Origin of the sequence: Bifidobacterium simiarum (assembly GCF_002802905.1) — a bacterium.
In the GTDB taxonomy this organism is placed as follows: domain Bacteria; phylum Actinomycetota; class Actinomycetes; order Actinomycetales; family Bifidobacteriaceae; genus Galliscardovia; species Galliscardovia simiarum.
In genome coordinates, this window is the sequence record NZ_PEBK01000010.1 from 44235 (window position 1) to 65657 (window position 21423).

Consider the following 21423-nt stretch of genomic DNA (forward strand, 5'->3'; position numbering starts at 1 on the left):
ACAGTGTGAGTAAAGTTCCAGATAGCGGACGATCATCGATACGGTCGATGCATAATGGGCGTATCGACCATCAGACCGAATGAAGACAGGTGACGAATATGGCCGTTGAGACTTATCAGACCATCGCCAAAGCAGCTAAAGTACTGGAAGCATTGGGGAATGCGGACGTGGACTCCATGAGGGCCGCGGATGTGGAACGGGTGGTGAATTTCGGCGCATCCACGACGGTTCGTCTGCTAACCAGTCTGGAGGCCTACGGCTTGGTGACCCGCACCGATGATCAGCAGTATGCGCTGGGAGCCGAGATTCTCAGACTCTCCAGTCAGAAACTCAATCATGATCCGCTGTTCCGTGAATCGCGGGTGCTCTGCGAGGCGTTGGCACAGGAGACTGGACTGAACGCCTATGTGATCAAGGAGGAGAACGGGGCACCGGTCTACATCTGCAACTTCGAGGGGCGTCTTTCACCGAAGAACCGCACGCTTATTGGCTTGGCGGTTTCCATGCACGCCTCGGCTATGGGCAAGTGCCTGATGATGGATATGACCGAGGAGGAGCGTCGGGCCAAGCTCGGCGATGAGCTGGTGCCATTCAATTCGAAGACCGTGCGTACACACGAGGAGCTGACCCGTCAGATTGAGGAGGGACGCCGGTGCGGCTACTGCATTGAGGATCAGGAAGTCTCGTTCGGTCGGCTGTGCATCGCTGCGCCGATTCGTGATGCCTCGGAAAAGATCTGCGCTTCGATTTCCGTGGCGGGGCGCCTTTCCACGATGCGCAAGATCGGCGTGGACGAATTGGCTGAGCAGGTGCTTGAGGCCGCCGACCGTATCAGCGTCAATCTTGGAATGATCGGGGGTAATCACTAGGCGGCGATGGGAGCGACCAGAGGCGAATGGACCAGACCTGGCTTCGCGTTCATCGCCGCGAATACGAAAAGGCCCGGGAGCGTTGAGCTCTCGGGCCTTTCGTGTTGCAATCTTTGCTTGTTACAAAGCGGGAGCGGTATGCGTCATGCCGCCGGCTCATCCGTGGAGGTCACGGACATCACATGGCGTCGGCGCATTCCGCCGGATCAATGAACCGAAATCAGGCCAGCAGGGCCGGATCCACCGGCACGCCGGGGTTCATCGTGGAGGTGATGGTGGCCTTGGTGATGTAGCGGCCCTTCACGGTGGCGGGCTTGAGACGCTTGACTTCGTCGGCCACGGCCTTGAAGTTCTCGTCCAGAGCGGCCTCGTCGAAGGAGAGCTTGCCGATCAGGAAGCTCAGGTTGCCGTTCTTGTCCACGCGGAACTCGATCTTGCCGCCCTTGATGTCCTTGACGGCCTTGGTGACGTCCATGGTCACGGTGCCGGTCTTCGGGTTCGGCATGAGGCCGCGGGGGCCGAGCACGCGGCCCAGACGGCCGACCTTGCCCATCATGTCGGGGGTGGCGACCACGGCGTCGAAGTCGAGGAAGCCGCCCTGCACCTTGGCGATCAGATCGTCATCGCCGACGATGTCGGCGCCGGCCTCGGTGGCCTCGGTGGCCTTCGGGCCGCGGGCGAACACGAGGACCTTGGCGGTCTTACCGGTGCCGTGGGGCAGGTTGACGGTGCCACGGACCAGCTGGTCGGCCTTGCGCGGGTCGACGTTCAGACGGTACACGGCTTCGACGGTCTGGTCGAAGTTGTAGGCCGGCATGCTCTTGAGCAGGGCAATGGCCTCGTTGGCGGTGTAGAGGTTTCCGCGGTCGATCTTCTCGGCGGCCTCGCGGTACTTCTTGGAACGCTTTACCATGAGTCCTTCTCCTTTCAGTCCGTAACCGTGATACCCATCGAACGGGCGGTGCCCTCAATGATCTTCATGCCGGCTTCGATGTCGCGGGCAGACAGGTCTTCCATCTTGATCTCGGCGATCTCGCGGACCTGAGCCTTGGTGACGGAGCCGACCTTGTGGGTCAGCGGGTTTTCGGTGCCCTTCTCAACGCCGGCGGCCTTCTTCAGCAGAGCCGCGGCCGGCGGGGTCTTCAGGATGAAGGTGAAGGAACGATCTTCGTAGACGGTGATCTCGACAGGGATGACCTGACCCATCTTGTCCTGCGTCTGGGCGTTGTACGCCTTGCAGAAGTCCATGATGTTCACGCCATGGGAACCCAGAGCCGGACCCAGCGGCGGGGCCGGGTTGGCCTTGCCAGCCTGAATCTGGAGCTTGATCAGCGCCGTGACTTTCTTCTTGGGAGCCATTATATGGTTCTTCTTTCTATGAAGCGGTGGTAGCGGCGAACGTCGCGAACGCCCGATCCGATGGGAAAACCAGCGGAACCGTGAGGGCGACGAACTCCTCCCGCAACCTATTGTTGCTGTGCTGTGCTAGCAGGCATCCACGCGATTACCGCGCAGACAATCCCTCCAGACACAACTTTTCTATTTTGCCTCATTCCCCGGACAACACGCCGGTCGGCCTCCCGGAAAACAAGAAGGACCGCGGATATAATCCACGGCCCTAAATCTGACGGCAAAAATACCTCCGGCGTTTTCTTACGGGTTCAGCCCTCATCAGTCGGCTTACGCCGCCATCTTCAACAGCAACAACAGACGGTCTATGACCGACCCTTCAACCAGCTCGCCTGTCGGCTCGCCTGAACCCTAAAAACGCCTCCGGCGTTTTCTTAACGGGTTCAGCCCAAGGGGAAGCCAAGTAAGCACTAATTCCCAAGATTAATCGTCGATGACGCGTGTGGCTCCGAGGCGCACCGAAGGAAGCGGTACAAAGGTACCGCGACTGAGGAGCAACGACGGAAACACTCCGTCATCAACGATTACGATTAATCGTCGATGACGCGTGTGGCTTCAAGGCGTGGAAGGCGAAGGCGTACGAAGGTACGTCGAGCCTTCCACAACGCAGAAGACACTCCGTCATCGATGATTAATCGAGTTTTTCGACCTGGTCGAAGTTAAGCTCCACCGGCGTATCGCGGCCGAAGATGGACACGAGGACGGTGAGCTTCTGGGTGGCCGGGGAGACTTCGGAGATGACGGCGGCCATGGAGGCGAAGGGGCCGTCGTTGACGGTGACGTGGTCGCCGACCTGGAAGCTGACTTCGACGGTGCGCTTCTTGGCGGCGGCGGGCTTGTCGCCGGCGGCCTTGAGGGCTTCGGAGGAGATCATGGGGGACATCATGGTGACGACTTCCTTGCGGGTGAGCGGCACCGGGATGCGGTCCTGGCCGACGAAGCCGGTGACGGCTTCGGTTTCGCGGACGATGCGGAAGGCGTCGTCGTCGGGCATCATGCGGATGAGCACGTAGCCGGGGATGCGGACGCGGGAGACGATCTTCTTGCCCTTGTCGGTGTGCTTTTCAACTTCCTCCATGGGGACTTCGACCTGGAAGATCTGGTTTTCCATGCCGAAGGAGGAGACGCGGGATTCGATGTTGGTCTTGACGCGCTTTTCGTAGCCGGAGTAGGTGTGCAGGACGTACCACTTGCCGGGGAGGGTGCGCAGCTGCTTGGAGAATTCCTCGACGGCGATCTGGCCGGCGTCCTTGGGCTCGTCGGCGGCGGGCTCGGCGATGCCGTCGACCGCCTCACCGTCAGCCTCATCGCCCGCGCCCTCAGCCTCAGCAACCTCAGCAGCAGGAGCCTCGGTCGGCTCGGCGGCAACCTCGCCAGCCTCAGACTCGTTGGTCTCAGGTTCGGCGGCGGGGACCTCGACGGCCTCGTCGTTCACTTCGCTGAATTCATCAGTCGTAGCCTTATCAGTCATAGCTTCATCAGTCATAGCGTGTCCTTCAAGATTGTGGCGCTCAGCCTTGTACGGCGATTCGCACGATGTGATTCTGCACGGTATCCGTATCGACCGTATCGAATCCCCTGTACCTATGCGTACCTGTACGACCCCTACGGCCTCAGACGGTCACGATCAGCCGAACACCGCCATCACGGCCTTGCCCAGACCGAAATCAAGTGCGGTGACCAGCAGCATCAGGAAAATGACGAAAATGAACACGGCAATGGACCACAGGAGCAGTTCCTTGCGTGTGGGGGTGACGACCTTGCGCAGCTCATCGATGATCTGCTTGATGAACAGGCCGATTCGCATGAAGATGTTCGGCTTGACCGTGCTTGCTTCAGCGTTTGATTTCTTCGCCATATCCATCCTCACCAGTTCGAAGAACCAAGGTTCATCTCTAGCAGGGAAGGCGGGACTCGAACCCACAACCTACGGTTTTGGAGACCGTTGCGCTACCAATTGCGCCACTTCCCTATTCAACTTTGCCTATCGTACACACACCCTTGGAACAGGGAGGTGCTAGGCAGACGAAAAACCGCCAAGAGCACATATTAGCGGCTATTGCGGTTTTCGTCCACCCGGCACCGTCATACGGCGTGTACGGCCATATGACAACGTTTTGCGGGATCGGGAGATCCGACCAGAATCGGACGATCCGACCAGACCGACACCGATCGACCGGACCACTCTGATCAGGCCGCCCCGATCAGGCCTTGGCCGCCTCGACCCACTCGTGGAACCGGCGGATGCCCTCCACAAGCTGATCGTCGGCCAGCGCGTACGAGAAGCGCAGGTAGCCGGGAGCGCCGAACGCCTCGCCCGGCACGGCGGCCACATGAGCCTCGTCGAGCAGCAGCGACGCCAGTTCGGAGCTGGTGGCGGCCACGGATCCGTTGGCGCCCAGCGGACGGCCGAGCAGGGCGGTCACGTCGGGGAAGGCGTAGAACGCGCCGGTGGGCGTGGGGCAGTCGACTCCGGGGATCTCGTTCAGCGCGGCGACGATGGCGCGGCGACGCTTGTCGAAGGCCTCGCGCATGCGGTGCACCTCGTCGAGCGGACCGGCCACGGCGGCGAGCGCGGCGCGCTGGGCCACGTTGTCCACGTTGCCGGTGAGGTGCCCCTGCAGCTTGGCGGCGGCCTTGGCCACGGGCTCGGCGGCGATCATCCAGCCGACGCGCCAGCCGGTCATGGCGTAGGTCTTGGCCACGCCGTTGAGCACGAGCAGACGGTCGCGCAGTTCGGGCACGGCCGCGCCGATGTACGTGGTCTTGGCGTCGTCGTAGTTGAGGTGTTCGTAAATCTCGTCGGAGATCACCCACAGGTCGTGTTCCAGCGCCCATTCGCCGATCGCCTTGATCGTGTCGGCGGGCCAGACCGCGCCGGTGGGGTTGGACGGGGAGTTGATGATGATCGCGCGGGTGCGGGCGGTGCGGGCGGCCTCCAGCTGCGCCACGGTGGGCGTGAAGTTCTGGTCGGCGCCGGAAAGCACTTCGACCGGCACGCCGCCGGCGAGCTTGATCATTTCGGTGTAGGAGGTCCAGAACGGGGCGGGGACGATCACTTCGTCACCGGGGTCGATCAGGATCTGGAACGATTCGTAGACGGCCTGCTTGCCGCCGTTGGTCACGACCACCTGCTGCGGGCTCACCTCGTAGCCGGAGTCCCGCTTGGTCTTCTCGGCGATCGCCTCACGCAGCTCGGGCAGGCCGGCGGTGGGCGTGTAGCGGTAGTTGCGCGGATCGCGGCAGGCTTCGGCGGCCGCTTCCACGACGTAGTCGGGGGTGGGGAAATTGGGTTCGCCGGCGCCGAATCCGATCACATCCACGCCCGCTGCTTTGAGGGCCTTGGCCTTGCCGTCCACGGCAAGGGTGGCGGAGGGGGAAACGGAGTTGATTCGGTCGCTCAGGGTGCGCCTTGATTCTTGTTCAGCCATGATGCCCAGCCTATAACTAGATCGCGAAATACGGTAGGTCGACCGGCCGTGTGGTCGGGTCAGGAGATCCGGTCGTTGTCGGCGGTGTGGTAGCCCAGTTCGGCGCTCACCCGGCTGGCGGCGTCCACCACCACCGGTCCGAGGGCCTTCATGCGCCGGGGAGGCATGAACTGGATCGCCCCGGAGACGGAGATCGCCGCCACGGTCTTGCCGCGGCCGTCGCGCACCGGTGCGGAGACGCATCGGATGCCCGGTTCGTTCTCCTCGAGGTCGTAGGCGAATCCCTGCTTGGCGAATTTCGTCATGGCGGCGGAGAACGTGGCCTCGTCGGCGTAGTCGTGTTCGGGATCGCGTCCGGCGAGGTTGCGGTCCTGCACGTACTGCGAGCGCCATCGGTCGGGCGCGTCGAGCAGCAGGGCCTTGCCGATGCCGGTGTAGGTCAGCGGCATGCGGCATCCGGGCCATGACCGCACTTCGATGCCGCGGGTGCCGTGGATCTTGTCGAGGTAGAGGGCCATGCCGGCATCCTCCACGGCCAGGTGGATGGTGTCCTTCACCTGATGGGCGAGATCCACCAGAATCGGGTGGGCCACCGTCTGCAGCGACACGCTGTCGAGCGCCTGGAATCCCAGTTCGATCAGCGCGGGGCCGAGCTGGAGTCGGCCGCCGTCGGTTTCGCGCAGGAACCGTTCCACACGCAGGGCCTGGATCAGCCGGTGGGCGGTGCTGCGGCTCAGTTCGGTCTGCTCCACCACTTCGCGGAGGTTGGTCGCGCCGCCGGCAACGGCGCGCAGCACCATGATCCCGTGGATCAGCGTTCGCGTGCCGGAGGGGGCTGCACTGTTCTCTGCCATAGTCTCCTACTTTATTTCACTTACGATCACCCGTCGGACCGTCACCGATCCGACCATTCGCCGAACCGACCCCATATCCGTCCGACCGTTTACCGATCCGACCGCGCATTCACCCGACCGACACCAGTCCGACCGGAAGACGGGACAACGGAAAAACGGGCCTCCCGTCGGCAGGACCGGCGGAAGACCCGTGTCAGCAACAGCGGAAAGGAAGTGCGGGGTCAGCCCTTGTACTGGGCGATGTCCGCGGCCAGGGCCTTGACGTACAGGTCGGTGTCACCGGCCACGGCCACGAAGTTCGCGCCACGGGAGAAGGCCTCCTTGGCGGTCTTCACGTCGAAGGCGAGGAAGCCGACGGCCTTGCCGTGCGACCTGATCACGTCGAACGCGTCGTAGACCTGGTCCATGATCGCGGCCGGATCGTCGGGGTGGCCCAGCGAGGCGGAGAGATCGGCCGGCCCGATGAAGATGCCGTCGATGCCCTCCACGGAGGCGATGTCCTCGATGTTGTCGAGGGCCTCCTGGGATTCGACCTGCACGAGCAGGCAGATCTCGTTCTTCGCGTCACGCATGTAGTTGGGGATGCGACCCCAGCGGCCGGACCGGGCGATCGGCGAACCGACGCCGCGGATGCCCTCGGGGGCGTAGTTGACGGCCTTGACCATCAGCTCCGCCTCCTCCTTGGTGTTGACCATCGGCAGCAGCAGGGTCTGCGCGCCGAGGTCGAGCACCTGCTTGATCAGCACCGGATCGGCCGAGGCCGGTCGCACGACGGGCGTGGTGTCGTAGGGGGCCACGGCACGCAGCACGTCGAGGATGGTGTTGAGATCGTACGGACCGTGCTCGCCGTCGACCAGCAGCCAGTCGTAGCCGGCGCCGGCCGAGATCTCGGCGGCGGTGGGAGAGGCGAGGGCCATCCACAGGCCGTACTGCTCCCTGCCTTCCTTCAGCGCCTGTTTGAAGGCGTTATGCGGTAAAGATGTCATGGCATGCCCTCCGACATGTTCTTCATTGGATGTGCCGTAGCTCATCGCGTACCTTTTCGGCGCCCGATCAGTGTTCGAACGGACGCTCGAGCGGGCACTCGCGGTTGAGTTCGACGCCGAAGCCCGGCTTGTCGAGCTCCTCGGCGGTGATGATGCCGTCGTGCGGAACCGGCTCGTCGATCAGGACGGGGTCGAACTGCGGGCGGACGTAGTCGGCGTGCGGCGAGGTCATGAGCATCTCGCTGAACGGCGTGTTGGTGAAGGTGATGACCGCGTGGTGCGAGTACACGGAGGAGCCGTGGGGCACCACGAGCTGGCCGCGGGACTTGGCCACGGCCGCGATCTCGCACAGCGAGGTCACGCCGCCGCACCAGCCGACATCGGGCTGCAGGATGTCCACGCCGGCCTCGGAGAGCTCCTTAAAGCCTTCGAGGGTGCCGGTGTGCTCGCCGGTGGTCATGAGCATGCCCTTCGGCATGTTCTGCTTGAGCTGACGGTAGCTTTCCACCTGCTGGGGCGGGAAGCACTCCTCCAGCCACTTGAGCTTGTACGGGGCGGCCGCGTGGGCGAGCTTGGTGGCGTAGTTGACGTCCTGACTCATCCAGCAGTCGAACATCAGCCAGAAGTTGTCGCCTACGCGCTCGCGCATCTCCTTGAGCGTGGCGATGTCCTTGGCGATGCCCTCGTCGCCGTCGGCCGGACCCCAGTGGGTCGGCATCTTGCCGCCGATGAAGCCCATCTTCTGGGCCAGATCCGGGCGGGCGCCGGTGGCGTAGAAGTGGATCTCGTCGCGCACGGCGCCGCCGAGCAGCTTGTAGACGGGGAGCTTGACGACCTTGCCATAGAGGTCCCACAGGGCCAGATCCACGCAGGAGATGGTGTTGATGACCACACCGCCGCCGCCGGAGTAGTACTGGGTGGCGTTGAGCATCTGGTCGTGGATCAGCTTGATCTGATCGACGCGCTTGCCCTCGACGAAGCGGGACAGGTGGTGCTCGACGATGAAGCAGCCGACCGTGCCCGCGGTGGAGATCGCGAAGCCGGTAGTGCCGTCGAAGGCCTCGACCTCAACGACCAGCGTGCCGAGCACGTTGATGCCGAAGGACTGACGGGACTGCTTGTACTCCTCGTACTTGCTCATCGGCGTGGCGATGTGATCGTCGATCCAGTGGTCCTTGCCCTGATCGTGGTAGTCGCCGCCGCCCTGGCCGTGAACCTTGGCCGCGGCGCCGCCCATGCTGTAAGCACGGATGTGCTTGATGGTGGGCAGCTTCAATGATGGTGCTAGTGCCATAGTGCCTGTCCTTGTTCGTGTGGCGTCCCCCGCCTACGTCGGTGGAGGATCGTTCGTTGACGCGTCGTCGCATCGTCTGCCTCGTCGGCCGATACCGCGATGTCGCGGCGTCTCGAATCGTTGACATTCGTCACTGTACCAGTCTTGAAATGGCGTCCCCATATTTGGGATTTACGGCGTTGACTGGCGGCATTCGGCGGCCGATCGGCCGGAAGGTCTCTTTTCGATAGTCCCCGGACCCGCCATCCGCAACCACGGATATCCCGTGCGATCTCGACCGGCGATTCGCGACCCGGTTCGGTCCGGCGACATCCGTCATGATCCGTGGCGATCCGTCTCGGTCCGGCACAATCCGTCTCGGTCCGGCACAATCCGGCACAATATCTTCTCCGCAACGGTCCTTCGTCGGAAACAAATCCCACATATAGGGATTTTGTTCCACACTTCCTATACTGAACTTAGTTCTCAGGGACCGTACCGCGACCGATACGCCGCCTGCATCGCCGCCAAGACGACGGCACGGCGGCATCGCAGCGCCCCACGGCCCGCAGACAACGCAGTCAACACGTATAGAAACGAGGAGAACATGACCGCAAACCAGTACAACTTCGCAGGCAAGGTCGTCATCGTCACCGGAGGCGGCACCGGCATCGGCCGCGCCATCACCCGCGGCTTCCTCGACAACGGCGCCACCGTCGTCGCCGTCGGCCTCCGCCAGGCCCCGCTCGACGAAACCGTCGCCGGCTACGAACACGGCCACACCCACATCACCGACGTCTCCAGCCACGAACAGGTCCACGACCTCGTCCAGGACGTCGTCAACGAATTCGGACACCTCGACGTCGTCGTATCGAACGCCGGCATCTTCGAAGGCGGCGAAATCGAACACGTCTCCGACGAAGTCTGGCACAAGCTCTTCTCCGTCAACATGGACGGCCTCTTCTACCTCACCAAGGAAGCCCTCCCCTACCTCAAGGAAACCAAGGGCAACATCGTCGTCGACACCTCCGTCTCCGGCCTCTACGGCGACTGGGGCCAGACCGCCTACAACTCCACCAAGCACGCCATGAACGGCTTCGTCCGCTGCGTCGCCCTCGACTACGGCCAGTACGGCGTCCGCATCAACGCCTTCGCCCCCGCCTTCATCGAAACCGACATCAACAAGGAAGTCTGGACCGACCCCGAACGCCTCAAGCCCTACATCGACCGCGTCGCCCTCGGCCGCACCGGCAAGCCCGAAGACTGCGCCGACCTCGCCCTCTTCCTCGCCTCCCCCGGCGCCTCCTACCTCACCGGCCTCGTCGTCCCCGTCGACGGCGGCACCACCGCCGCCACGGGACAGGGACGCAATTCCTACGAATCCGACACCCGCTCCGTGTTGTGATGGCGTGGTAATGGAGCGTCTTCTGCGTTGCGGAGGATTCGACGTACCTTTGTACGCCTTCATCCTCCGCGCCTTGAAGCCGCACACATTACCCCGCCATCAGCGGTGCTAGGCGGGAAGAAATCGACGCCTTCGTCTCCCACGCCTTGCGGCCACACACATCCTCCCGCCATCAGCGGTGCTAAAGCTTGGCATTAGCGGTGCTAAAACTTGGCATCAGCGGCGCTCAATGGAAGGCATGATGAGGCTTCGCCCCCGCCGGATGGACAGTCCGGTGGACTGTCCATAGCAGCATGGGCCACCAAAGGCCATGCGTCGCACAAGATGTCGGGGGCTCCCGGCGTAAGCCGGGTGGGGGTGGCCAAACACCGCACCACCGCAGCCCTTCCACAAGACTCCGCTCGACCACCCTCAGTCAGCCTACGGCTGCCAGCTCCCGCCAGCGGGAGCACAACTTCCCGCAAGCTTCAGCCGTGCGGCGCGCAATACGTCAGGGACTATCGCGCGACAGCGGGACTGGGGGTGGCCAAACACACGGTACCCCGAGAGGGGACGATATGGCGTTGTCGATCGTAAGGACTTGGCCTGAGCGGCCCGGAGCGTATCGACAACGTCATATCGTTCCCTCGCACAGCGGAGCACGTCGAGCCTCCCGCAACGCCGCAGACACCCCATTCCGCAGCCACACCGTCCTTGCTCATGATGCGTGTGGCTGCAAGGCGCACCGAGGGAAGGCGTACGAAGGTACGTCGACCGAGGAGCAACGCCGCAGACCCACATTCCGCAGCCACACCCGTCCTTGCCCATGATGCGTGTGGCCGCAAGGCGCGGGAAGCGAAGGCGTACAAAGGTACGTCGAGCTTCCCGTAACGCCGCAGACACTCCATCATGACGCCGCAGACACTCCATCATGAGAAAGGACCACCTAGCAATGACGCTTGGAGAGGATTACCAGCAGCCCGTCCCCGGCCGCATGTACACCATCATCCCGGAGACGCCCGAGCATGTCGAACGGATCCGCCCGTTCATCGACACGCATGTGCATCTCATGGAAACCGCCCTGTACTCGTGGTTCAACGATTCCAAGGCCCCCACCTTCGAAGGGCCGTGGGATCCGCTGTTCAAGGCCGGCGACTATCTGGCGTCCGATCTGCTCGACGAGACCAAGGGCAGCAACATCGATCTCGTCGGCGCGGTGCATGTTCAGGCCAATGCCGACGATCCGGTGGCCGAAATCGCCAGCGTGGAGCGACAGAGCAGGGAAACCGGGCTGCCTGTGGTGACCGTCGGTGGCGGGGATCTTTCCTCCCCCGACTTCGCCGCCACTCTGGAACGGGAGCTGGATCATCCGAGTCTGCGCGGCGTGCGCCAGAACCTCAACATGCACCCGCATCCGCTGTACCACTATGTGAGCCGCTCGTACATGGACGAGCCCTCGTGGCTCGACGGCCTCGCCCTGCTCGAGCAGCACGGTCTGAGCTTCGACATGCAGCTGTACCCCACGCAGTTCGCCCGTGCCGCCGAAGTGATCGACGCGCACCCCAACACCCTGTTCATCATCAACCATGCCGGCATGTGGGCCGACCGCGATCTGGCCGGATTCCAGCTGTGGAAGAACGGGCTGGCGGAGCTCGGCAAACGCGACAACGCGGTGATCAAGATTTCCGGCCAGCCGTCGATGGATCATTATTGGACGATCGAGAGCATCAAGCCCGGCATTTACACGGTGCTCGACGCGTTCGGCATCGATAAGACCATGCTCGCCTCGAACTTCCCGGTCGACAAGCTGCATTGCTCGTACGTGGATCTCGTGCACGCCTACGCGCGCTGTGTGGAAACCCTCAGCGAGGACGAGCAGGATGCCCTGTTTGTAGGTAATGCCCACAAATATTACCGCTTCTAGTGGTTGACGGTGATGGAGCGTCTTCGGCGTTGCGGAAGACTCGACGTACCACCGTACGCCTTCGTCTCCCGCGCCTTGAAGACGCACACATCACCGTCAACCACCGGCAGCTCAAGCGATTAATTTCACCTACGCGGCGGAAACGCCGACTCGGGCGGTGGTATCGGCACGGCCCCGCCCCGTCGTCAGTCGCACGACGAGGCCGCCGAACACGCCGGAGAGGGCCGCCACCACGACGAACGCCCACAGCGCCACGTCGATCACGCCCGGCACGAGCAGCGACGGCAGCACCAGCGAGGCGAAGGCGCAGGGAATGCGGCCGATGCCAAGGATCAGGCTCTGCGCCTCAGCGGACACCGCCACCGGGAACGTCTCCTGCGTCCACACCTTGGCGTTCATCTCACCGGCGAAGTTGCCGAAGAACTGGAACAGCATCACGGCGAGGGCCGTGGACCACATCGTGCCGCCGACCGCCATGATCGCCATGGCCAGCACCTGCGCGGCAGCGCCCACCCAGAACAGGCGGTCGCGCCACACGCCCTTCGGCACCCGGCCGTAGGCCATGCCGCCCGCCACGCACAGCACCGCGGCGACGATGCCGATGAACACCGCCTGCATCTGCGAAGCGTGCTGGGAGACCAGCAGATACGTCTGGAACTGGTTGATGGTGTTGGCCATGAGATTCCACATCACGTAGAACAGCGCCAGCACCGAGAACAGCAGCGCGTAGCTGCGTCCGGTCCGCTCATGCACCGATCGCAGCACGTCGACGATGCCCATCGAACGGGTGGACGGGGAGTCGTCGACCCCGGCCGAAAAGGCGGCCCGCTCACGATCGGCGGCCGCACGATGCAGGCGGGAGATGCGCTGATCCGCCACGCGCCACAGCGCCGTGCCCAGGGCGACGACCGCCAGCAGGCCGAAGACTACGCGCGCACCAAGGAATCCCAGAGGACTGACGGCCAGCGCGAGCACGTACGGTCCGAGGATGCCAGCCGACCACAGCACCTGCGTGCGGCTCACCAGCTGACCCTTCAGCGTCTCGTCGGGCACGTCGTGTGTGATCACGCTGATCGACACCGGCAGATCGAAGCCCACGGCGAGCGCGGCCACGCCGATGCCCAGGGCCAGCACGATGAAGTTCGGGGCCGCGGCACAGGCGGCGAGCGCGATCGCGCAGACGAAGGCGTTGAGGTTGAACATGCGGACCAGTCCGAAGCGCTGGGCGACGAATCCGCCGCAGAACGAGCCGGCGGCGAAGGCGAAGGTCAGGATCGCGGAGACCGCGCCGACCTGCGCGGCGTTCATCTGGAGGCCTTCGCGCCACAATGCCAGCGTGGAGCTCAGGGCGAGGATGGTGCCGGCGCCGAGGAACGAGCCGAGTCCCGCGGCCATGCCCAGCGTGCCGTATGCCCTATCCGTCGACGCCGTCGCCCCGTCCTGTGCCGACTTGCCCGGGGTGGGGGTCTGCGCCTGTGTTGATGCCTTCATGCCGTCTCTCCTTGATCGAACGCTACGATCGCAAAACGGCCATCACCTTACCACCGACAGGGACACCGTCCCGATATCTGGTATTTTCCACCACCTGTGGCCAAAATCACACGAACCGGCGCTTCCCATGCCTCATACGACCGATGCGGTCGACATCCTCGGCACCTCATCCGACCGGCTTCGCCGGCCACCTTCCCCTCAAGGGGAAGGCAAGATGTTTCACTCCCTTAGGCTTCCCCCTGGGCTGAGCCGTAAAGAAAACGCCAGAGGCGTTTTTAGGCGAAGGTTCGCTGACAAGCGAACGGATGACAGCCGGCCGCGAGGCCGTCCGCTCTTGCGGATGAAGCTGGCAGCCGAAGGCTGACTGATGAGGGGCCGGATAACAACACCTGCCGGCGTTCCGCCCCTACAGCAGGACGAGGTCGTCGCGGTGGACGAGGGGATGCGCGTATTCGGGGCCGAGCAGCTTGCGCAGCTGGGCGCTGGTCCGACCCAGCGTCTGCGGGATCTCTTCGGAGTCGAATCCGGACAGTCCCTTCGCCAGCCGGTTGCCCTGCTCGTCGACGATCAGCACCGGGTCGCCGGCGGAGAACTCCCCCGTCACGCCGACTACGCCGGCGGACAGCAGACTCGCCCGGCCGCCGCGGATCGCCTTCGCCGCTCCCTCGTCGGCCACCAGCGTGCCGCGCGGGTCGGCCGCGAATCCGATCCACAGCCGTCGCGAGGTGCCGCGGCGCTTGATCGGGGCGAACACGGTGCCCACCCGGTCGCCCATCAGGGCCGGTCCGGCATTCGACGCCTTGGTGAGCACGGTGGGGATGCCGGAGACCGCCGCCACGCGCGCGGCCTCGAGTTTGGTGACCATGCCGCCGGTGCCCACCGACGATCCGGTGCCGCCGATGCGCACGTTTTCCAACGTGTCGAGCACGTTCGGCACGTACGGGATGCGCTGCGATCCCGGTTCCTTGGGCGGCGCCGTGTACAGTCCGTCCACGTCGGTGAGCAGGACGAGCGCGTCGGCCCTCACGATGTTGGCCACGAGCGCGGAGAGCCGGTCGTTGTCGCCGAAGCGGATCTCGTTGCTGGCCAGCGCGTCGTTCTCGTTGACGATCGGCACCACGCCCAGTTCCAGCAGTCGGTCCAGCGTACGCTGCACGTTGCGGTACTGGGTGGCCTGAATGGTGTCGCGGGCGGTGATCAGAATCTGCCCGACTTTCAGCCCGTATCGGGCGAACGCGGACTCGTACTGGCTCATCAGCAGCCCCTGGCCCACCGAGGCGGCCGCCTGCTGGGTGGCCACGTCGGTGGGTCGGGAGTCGAAGCCGAGCGGGCCGAAGCCCGCGGCGATCGCACCGGAGGAGACCAGCACGATCCGCGCGTCCATCCGTACGGTCCGGGCGATGGCCGACACCAGTCCGTTCAGTCTGACGGGGTCGAGGTGGCCGGAGCTCGACGTGAGCGAACTGGATCCCACCTTCACCACAATGGTGCGTGCCTCGGCGATGGACCGCCGGACTTCGTTCTGTGACTGCGTGGACATGATGTCTCTGTCGCCTTCTTATCTTCCGCTTGGGTTTCCGCGGGTCCGCCGCGGATTATCGGGCAGCCGGCGGACCCGTCGATCGGCCGACTGCCGGAACGGGACTACTGCCGCTTGGCGGCCGTACCCTTGCCGTCCTTGCCGGGATCGCCCCGATCCTCGCCGAGACGGTCGATCAGGCTGGTCTCGTCGTTCGGATCGTCGAGCACGGTCGGGTCGGACCAGTGGCCGGCCTCGCGCTCGGCCTGCATGGCGGCGCGGACGGCCGACTTCGCGTCCATCCACTCATGGTATTCGCGTCGGCGTTCGGTGTTGGTGCGTCGGCGGGCGTAGCCGTCGTCCTGCAGACGCAGATCCTGTCCGCGCACGGCCTGCGGGGTGCCGTCCAGCATCTCCGCGCCGGCGGCCACGGTCGGATCCCAGTCGAAGGCCACCGCACGGTCGCCGCGGCCGATATGCACCTCGTCGCCGGGGTGGGCGCCCAGCTTGCGCAGTGCGTCCTCCACGCCGAGTCGGGCGAGACGGTCGGCGAGGTAGCCCACGGCCTCCTCGTTGTCGAAGTTGGTCTGCACCACCCAGCGTTCGGGCTTGGATCCGGTGACGACGTACCAGAAGTTGCCGTCGCGATCCTGCTCGCGCTCGATCTCGAAGTCGATGCCGAGACCGCTGCGTCCGCCGCGGCGGCGCGGACGGCCGGCGTCCTCGAGCGGACGGATCACCACGCGGGCCTCGTCCTCGGCCTCCTCCTGGGCACGCACCTTCTCGCGCATCTCGTCCACGATGCCCATCAGCGCGAACGAAAGCTCCTTGAGACCCTCATGCGAGGCGGTGGAGACGATGAACGTCTTCAGGCCCATCTTCTCGAACTCCGGGCGGACGAATTCGGCCAGCTCCTTGGCCTCGGGCACGTCGACCTTGTTGAGCACGATGATGCGCGGGCGTTCGGCGATCGGGATCGCACCCAGCGGCAGCTTGAGCTCGTCGGCGTAGATGGCCAGCTCCTTCTCCAGCGCCTCGTAGTCGGCGATCGGGTCGCGGTTCGGCTCCAGCGTGGCGCAGTCGACCACATGGGCGATCACCTCGGTGCGCTCGATGTGGCGGAGGAACTCGAGACCGAGGCCCTTGCCCTGCGAGGCGCCGGGGATCAGACCGGGCACGTCGGCCATGGTGAAGCGCTTCTCGCCGGCAAGCACCACGCCGAGGTTCGGCACCAGCGTGGTGAACGGGTAGTCGGCGATCTTCGGCTTGGCGGCGCTCATCGCGGCGATCAGCGACGACTTGCCGGCACTCGGGAAGCCCACCAGCGCCACGTCGGCGATGGATTTGAGCTCCAGCACGAGGTCACGTTCCTCGCCCGGCTCGCCCAGCAGCGCGAATCCGGGGGCACGGCGGGCGCGATTGGCCAGCGAACGGTTGCCGAGGCCGCCGTTGCCGCCTTCCGCGGCCACGAACCGGTCGCCCTTGCGGCGCAGATCGGCCAGCGGCTTGCCCGGCCGCTTCTGCTCGCCCGGACCGCCCTTGGCGGTGAACACCACGGTGCCCAGCGGCACGGGCAGGATCAGGTCGGCGCCCTTGCTGCCGTCCTTGTCGCCGCCGAGACCCTGCGTGCCCGAGGGGGCCGCGCGGTGCGGCAGGAACCTGAAGTCCATCAGACTGGTGGCGTTCGGATCCGCCACGAAGATCACCGAGCCGCCGTCACCGCCGTCACCGCCGTCCGGTCCCGCCAGCGGCTTGTACTTCTCGCGGCGAATCGACGCCGCGCCGTTGCCACCATCGCCGCCCTTGACATGGACGGTCACTCGATCCACAAAATCACTCATAACTCTTCACCTTACCGGCTGGTGCTGAGGTCACCGCCGTTGCCTATGTTCCGGTTGTCCGTTCCGGGCCGGCACGTCCACAAGGGTTCGGCCCGTACGCATACGAAAAGGCCGCATCCGGTGTGTCGAGCGCACGGATGCGGCCTTTCGCTAAAAAGCCAGATCAGCTCTGCGGGGTGTGCCGAGACGAATCTCAGGCGGCCACCACGTCGACGACCTTGCGGTCGCGGCGGACACCGAACTGCACGGTGCCATCGGCCAGAGCGAACAGGGTGTGGTCCTTGCCCAGGCCCACGTTGTGGCCGGGGTGGAAGTTGGTGCCACGCTGGCGAACGATGATGTTGCCGGCGACGACGGCTTCACCGCCGAACTTCTTCACACCGAGGTACTGAGGATTCGAATCGCGACCGTTGCGTGAGCTGGACGCGCCCTTCTTATGTGCCATTTGACTTGTCCTTTCGAGTTTGTAAAAACCTGTAGCTCAGGCGATCGCGGTGATCTTCACCACGGTCAGCGGCTGGCGGTGGCCCTTGCGACGGGCAACGCCGGTCTTGTTCTTGAACTTCTGGATGTTGATCTTCGGACCCTTGGCCTCGTCGTCAACGACCTCGCCCTTGGCGGAGACGTTCGCCAGATCCTTGGCGGCCACGGTCACCTTGGCGCCGTCGACGAGCAGAGCAACCGGGAACTCCACGGTATCGCCCTTCTTGGCATCGAGACGGTTGACGATGATCTCGTCGCCGACCTCGACCTTTTCCTGATGGCCACCGGCCTTCACAATCGCGTACATAGCCCTACCTTGCCTGTTTTGAAAGCTAATTGTCGTCTAGCACGAATTTTGCCCTCACACAGGCATGGCTAGACACCGACAGACTAATTTACACAACACGCCGGACTTTCGCAAATCCGGCGTGGATTCCCGTTGAATTATCGATGAAGATCGCGCCGCCGGACTGGGGCGGGAGCAGTTACTTCTCCTCTCCAGCGATACCCCCTCATCAGTCGGCTCACGCCGACAGCTTCCCCCCAAGGGGAAGCCTGAAAAGAACGAAGCACCTTGCCTTCCCCTCGAGGGGAAGGTGGCCGGCGAAGCCGGTCGGATGAGGTGTCCCGAACTACTTCTCCTCGCCGGCAGCGGCTTGGGTAGCTGAGCCGTGAAGCGGAGAGTCCAGTGGACTCTCCGTAGGCGAAGGGAGCGGGTCCCACGACCCGCGACGGGCGGCTGCCCCTCCGCGAATCCTCACGAAAGCCGTTACTTATCTTCCCCGGCGGCAGCTTGGGCAGCCGCCGCGATGGCGGCGAGCTTGGCCTTCACGTCGGGCGTGGATCCCTGCGGCATGGCCGGATCCTCCTTCGGCGCGGGGGTGCCGTGGTTGTGCTTGTTCGTCTTGATGAACGGATCGCCGCCCTTGAGGGCGTACGGATCGTCGTACGAGGCGGAGACGGTCGGCTCGTCGTGCAGGATGAATCCGCGGCCCTTGCAGGTCGGGCACTCCTCGGAGAACGCCTCGACGAGTCCCTGTCCCACGCGCTTGCGGGTCATCTGCACGAGGCCCAGCGAGGTGACCTCGGCCACCTGATGCTTGGTGCGGTCACGGGCCAGGCATTCCACCAGTCGGCGCAGCACCAGATCCCGGTTGGCGGGCAGCACCATGTCGACGAAGTCGATCATCACCATGCCGCCGATGTCGCGCAGGCGCAGCTGGCGGGCGATCTCCTCCGCGGCCTCGAGGTTGCATCGGGTCACGGTCTCCTCAAGGCTCTTGCCCTTGCCGATGAAGCGTCCGGTGTTCACGTCGATCGTGGTCATGGCCTCGGTGCGGTCGATCACCAGCGAACCGCCGGAGGGCAGGTACACCTTGCGTTCCATGCCCTTGCGCAGCTGGCTGTCAATGCGCCACTGGTCGAACACGTCCTTGCCCTGATGCTCCTCCGGATCCCACTTCTCGAGCTTGTCCTTGAGGTCGGGGGCCATGGTGTCGAGGTATTCCTCGATCCGGTCGTACACCTTGTCGCCTTCGACGACGAGCTTGTTGAAGTCGTCGTTGAAGATGTCGCGCACCACGCGGATCGCCACGTCGGGCTCGCCCTGCAGCAGCTTCGGACGCTTGGAGTTGCGGGCCTTGGCCTCGGCCTCCTTCACATGCTCCCACTGCTTGGTCAGGCTTTCGAGGTCCTTTTCGATGGCCTCCTTGGAGGCGCCCTCGGCGGCCGTACGGATGATCACGCCCATTTCGGCGGGTGCGATCTTGGAGACGATGGTCTTCAGGCGTGTGCGTTCGCGCTCGGGCAGCTTGCGGCTCACGCCGGTCATGCCGCCGGAGGGCACGAGCACGAGGAAACGGCCGGCGAGCGTGACCTGCGAGGTCAGGCGGGCGCCCTTGTGGCCGATCGGGTCCTTGGTCACCTGCACGAGCACCGGGTCGCCGGAGCGGAACGCGAGTTCGATGCGTCGCGGCTGGCCTTCGAGGCGCGTGGTGTCCCAGTTGACCTCGCCGGCGTAGAGCACGCCGTTGCGCGGCTGGCCGATGTCGACGAACGCGGCCTCCATGCTCGGCAGCACGTTCTGCACGCGGCCGAGGTAGATGTTGCCGACGGTGGAGACCTCCTGGATGTCGGAGACGTAGTGCTCGACGAGGATCGAATCCTCGATCACGGAGATCTGGGTGTGGCGTTCCTTCTCTCGCACCACCATCAGACGGTTGACGTTTTCGCGGCGGGCGAGGAAGTCCTGCTCGAGCAGCGTGGACTGGCGGGAGCGGTCGCGGCGGTTGTCGCGGCGACGCTGCTTCTTGGCCTCCAGTCGGGTAGAGCCTTCGATGTCGGTGATCTCATCGATGTACTGCTGCTTGCGGCTGCGACGGATCGTCGGCTCCTCGCGCGCGTCCTCGCCCTTGTTGCGGCGACGACGGCGACGACGGGTCACCGTGCCTTCGTCGTCGTCCTCATGCTCGCGTTCGCGGCGGGAACGACGGGACTCGCCCTCATGCTCGCCCTCGTCGCTACCGGAGCTGCGACGGCGACGGCGACGGGAACGGGTTTCGCCGGACGAGGCGTCGTGATCGTCCTCGTCGTCGTTCTCCACGTCAATCGGGGTGTAGTGGATGTCGTCGTATTCGAGATCCTGTTCGATCTGCTCCACTTCGGCGGCGGCGCGACGCTCCTGCGCATTGAGACGGCGGGAGCGACGGGAGCGACGGGATTCACCCTCGTGCTCGCCCTCACCGGATTCCTCACGGCCGTCACGCTCGACGTCGGCGGAGCGGGCGTCGTCCTTGCGGGAGTCGTGGCCGTCACGGGAGGCGGCCGTCGATTCGCGGGTCTCCTGCTCGTCGCGCGGATCGCGGTCGGCGCGGCGACGACGGCGACGACGCACGGTCTGGCCCTCATCGGATCGGTCGGAACGATCGGAACGATCGGCCCGGTCACGATCGGAACGCTCAGCACGGTCTCGATCAGTGCGATCGCGATCGTCGCGGTCCGTATGATCGGCGCGAACGTCGTCATCGGATCCGTCGGCGGATTCGGCCGGCTGCGCGGGACGGACGGACGGCAGGACCGGCTCCTGGAAGAGCAGGGACGTCATCGGTCGCGGACGTGCGGGCAGAGCCGGGATCTCCTGCTCGGGAGACGAGAATTCCAGCGGCGCGTCGCCGGACCGGCGGGAGGGGCGGGCCGCGGGACGATCCGCGTCGATGCCCTTGTCGGTGAACAGTTCGTCGGCCAGCGCGGCGATACGGCCGCGTCGGGCCTCATCGGCGGCGGCACGCGCCGATGACTTGGCGGACGTGGACTTGGCGGAGGAGGACTTGGCGGAAGCGGACCGGGACGAGCGGCGGGAGGTCGAACGACCGGAAGCGGACGCGGCGACATCGTCGGTCGCAGCGACATCGGCGCCGTTCGCTCCTGCGGTACGCGACCGGCGACGGGTACGCACCGGAGACTCGGCTGACCTGTTTTCGGCCGGTGCCGCGGCATCGGCGACATCGTCATGATCGGCACGATCAGCGACCGCATCGGCCTTGCGATGGCGGGCCGCGGCGGTGACGCTGACGAGATTCGCCAGCGAGGCGCGGGCCTCACGCTCTGATTCGGTGAGCTCATGGGATTCGCCCGCATCCTTGACGCGGGGCAGTTCGGCGAGCGCGGATTCCACGGCGGCGGCAGCGGCCTTGCGGCGGGCGCGGGCTCCGGCCACGGCTTCGATCTTCACCGGCACCTTGGCTCCGGCGGCTGCGGCGGCGCGGACCACGCGGCGTCCGCCACGTCGACGGGGAGCCGGCTTCGGCGCCTCCTCGGCTCCTGCGGATGCCGGCGCCTGATCGGCGGAAGAGGCTGCAGGCTCGGCAACGGGAGCCGCGGCTGCGGCGGAATCGGATACGGTTGACTGGGCGCCTGCGGTGGTCGAGGCGTCGACGGCTGCGACGGCTTCGATACCGTC

17 protein-coding genes and 1 tRNA gene are annotated in these 21423 nt (G+C 64.9%); 3 read left to right on the forward strand and 15 right to left on the reverse strand.

Going from position 1 to position 21423, the window contains the following annotated elements; translation table 11 throughout:
* Positions 1 to 98 precede the first annotated feature (98 nt).
* Complete coding sequence (locus CSQ87_RS09350; RefSeq protein WP_133122388.1) at positions 99 to 869, forward strand: IclR family transcriptional regulator; 771 nt, start codon at positions 99 to 101, stop codon at positions 867 to 869.
* A 220-nt stretch (positions 870 to 1089) separates the two neighbouring features.
* On the opposite strand, the gene rplA is transcribed toward CSQ87_RS09350, so the two are convergent.
* The 9 genes from rplA to rhmD all read right to left on the reverse strand — a co-directional run bounded on the left by rplA (position 1090) and on the right by rhmD (position 8844).
* Positions 1090 to 1782, reverse strand: coding sequence for a 50S ribosomal protein L1 (rplA, locus tag CSQ87_RS09355; RefSeq protein WP_100513614.1), 693 nt, complete (start codon positions 1780 to 1782; stop codon positions 1090 to 1092).
* Between the two features lie 14 nt (positions 1783 to 1796).
* Positions 1797 to 2228 carry a 50S ribosomal protein L11 gene (rplK, locus tag CSQ87_RS09360; protein WP_100513615.1) on the reverse strand — a complete coding sequence of 144 codons (432 nt, stop codon included), beginning with the start codon at positions 2226 to 2228 and terminating at the stop codon, positions 1797 to 1799.
* Positions 2229 to 2910: 682 nt separating this feature from the next.
* Positions 2911 to 3765 carry a transcription termination/antitermination protein NusG gene (gene nusG / locus CSQ87_RS09365; RefSeq protein WP_100513616.1) on the reverse strand — a complete coding sequence of 285 codons (855 nt, stop codon included), beginning with the start codon at positions 3763 to 3765 and terminating at the stop codon, positions 2911 to 2913.
* Positions 3766 to 3906: 141 nt separating this feature from the next.
* Positions 3907 to 4137, reverse strand: coding sequence for a preprotein translocase subunit SecE (gene secE / locus CSQ87_RS09370; RefSeq protein ID WP_100513617.1), 231 nt, complete (start codon positions 4135 to 4137; stop codon positions 3907 to 3909).
* A gap of 41 nt (positions 4138 to 4178) precedes the next feature.
* Positions 4179 to 4251, reverse strand: a tRNA-Trp gene (locus CSQ87_RS09375).
* 232 nt (positions 4252 to 4483) lie between these two features.
* Positions 4484 to 5710 carry a pyridoxal phosphate-dependent aminotransferase gene (locus tag CSQ87_RS09380; RefSeq protein ID WP_100513618.1) on the reverse strand — a complete coding sequence of 409 codons (1227 nt, stop codon included), beginning with the start codon at positions 5708 to 5710 and terminating at the stop codon, positions 4484 to 4486.
* A gap of 59 nt (positions 5711 to 5769) precedes the next feature.
* A complete protein-coding gene (locus CSQ87_RS09385; RefSeq protein ID WP_100513619.1) occupies positions 5770 to 6564 on the reverse strand; it encodes an IclR family transcriptional regulator in 795 nt (264 codons plus the stop codon).
* A gap of 221 nt (positions 6565 to 6785) precedes the next feature.
* Positions 6786 to 7550 (reverse strand): aldolase/citrate lyase family protein, encoded by a 765-nt coding sequence (locus CSQ87_RS09390; RefSeq protein WP_100513637.1) that lies wholly within the window; start codon positions 7548 to 7550, stop codon positions 6786 to 6788.
* A gap of 67 nt (positions 7551 to 7617) precedes the next feature.
* Positions 7618 to 8844 carry an L-rhamnonate dehydratase gene (gene rhmD, locus CSQ87_RS09395; protein WP_207761136.1) on the reverse strand — a complete coding sequence of 409 codons (1227 nt, stop codon included), beginning with the start codon at positions 8842 to 8844 and terminating at the stop codon, positions 7618 to 7620.
* Between the two features lie 586 nt (positions 8845 to 9430).
* Between rhmD and CSQ87_RS09400 the strand changes: the two genes are divergently transcribed.
* Together CSQ87_RS09400 and CSQ87_RS09405 are read left to right on the forward strand one after the other, a co-directional pair.
* A complete protein-coding gene (locus tag CSQ87_RS09400; protein WP_100513621.1) occupies positions 9431 to 10228 on the forward strand; it encodes an SDR family NAD(P)-dependent oxidoreductase in 798 nt (265 codons plus the stop codon).
* Positions 10229 to 11159: 931 nt separating this feature from the next.
* Positions 11160 to 12131: an amidohydrolase family protein gene (locus CSQ87_RS09405; protein WP_165776818.1), complete on the forward strand. Its 972-nt coding sequence runs from the start codon at positions 11160 to 11162 to the stop codon at positions 12129 to 12131.
* Positions 12132 to 12260: 129 nt separating this feature from the next.
* Here CSQ87_RS09405 and CSQ87_RS09410 read toward each other — a convergent pair whose 3' ends face one another.
* The 6 genes from CSQ87_RS09410 to CSQ87_RS09435 form a co-directional block, all read right to left on the reverse strand.
* On the reverse strand, positions 12261 to 13622 hold the full coding sequence (locus CSQ87_RS09410; protein WP_100513623.1) for an MFS transporter: 1362 nt from the start codon (positions 13620 to 13622) through the stop codon (positions 12261 to 12263).
* Positions 13623 to 14028: 406 nt separating this feature from the next.
* Positions 14029 to 15162, reverse strand: coding sequence for a glutamate 5-kinase (proB, locus tag CSQ87_RS09415; RefSeq protein WP_100513624.1), 1134 nt, complete (start codon positions 15160 to 15162; stop codon positions 14029 to 14031).
* Between the two features lie 104 nt (positions 15163 to 15266).
* A complete protein-coding gene (gene obgE / locus CSQ87_RS09420; RefSeq protein WP_100513625.1) occupies positions 15267 to 16982 on the reverse strand; it encodes a GTPase ObgE in 1716 nt (571 codons plus the stop codon).
* 193 nt (positions 16983 to 17175) lie between these two features.
* On the reverse strand, positions 17176 to 17427 hold the full coding sequence (gene rpmA, locus CSQ87_RS09425) for a 50S ribosomal protein L27 (RefSeq protein ID WP_100513626.1): 252 nt from the start codon (positions 17425 to 17427) through the stop codon (positions 17176 to 17178).
* A 36-nt stretch (positions 17428 to 17463) separates the two neighbouring features.
* Positions 17464 to 17772 (reverse strand): 50S ribosomal protein L21, encoded by a 309-nt coding sequence (gene rplU, locus CSQ87_RS09430; protein ID WP_100513627.1) that lies wholly within the window; start codon positions 17770 to 17772, stop codon positions 17464 to 17466.
* 462 nt (positions 17773 to 18234) lie between these two features.
* Entirely contained in the window at positions 18235 to 21234 is a 3000-nt protein-coding gene (locus tag CSQ87_RS09435; protein ID WP_479856250.1) for an Rne/Rng family ribonuclease, read from the reverse strand.
* Between the last annotated feature and the right edge of the window lie 189 nt (positions 21235 to 21423).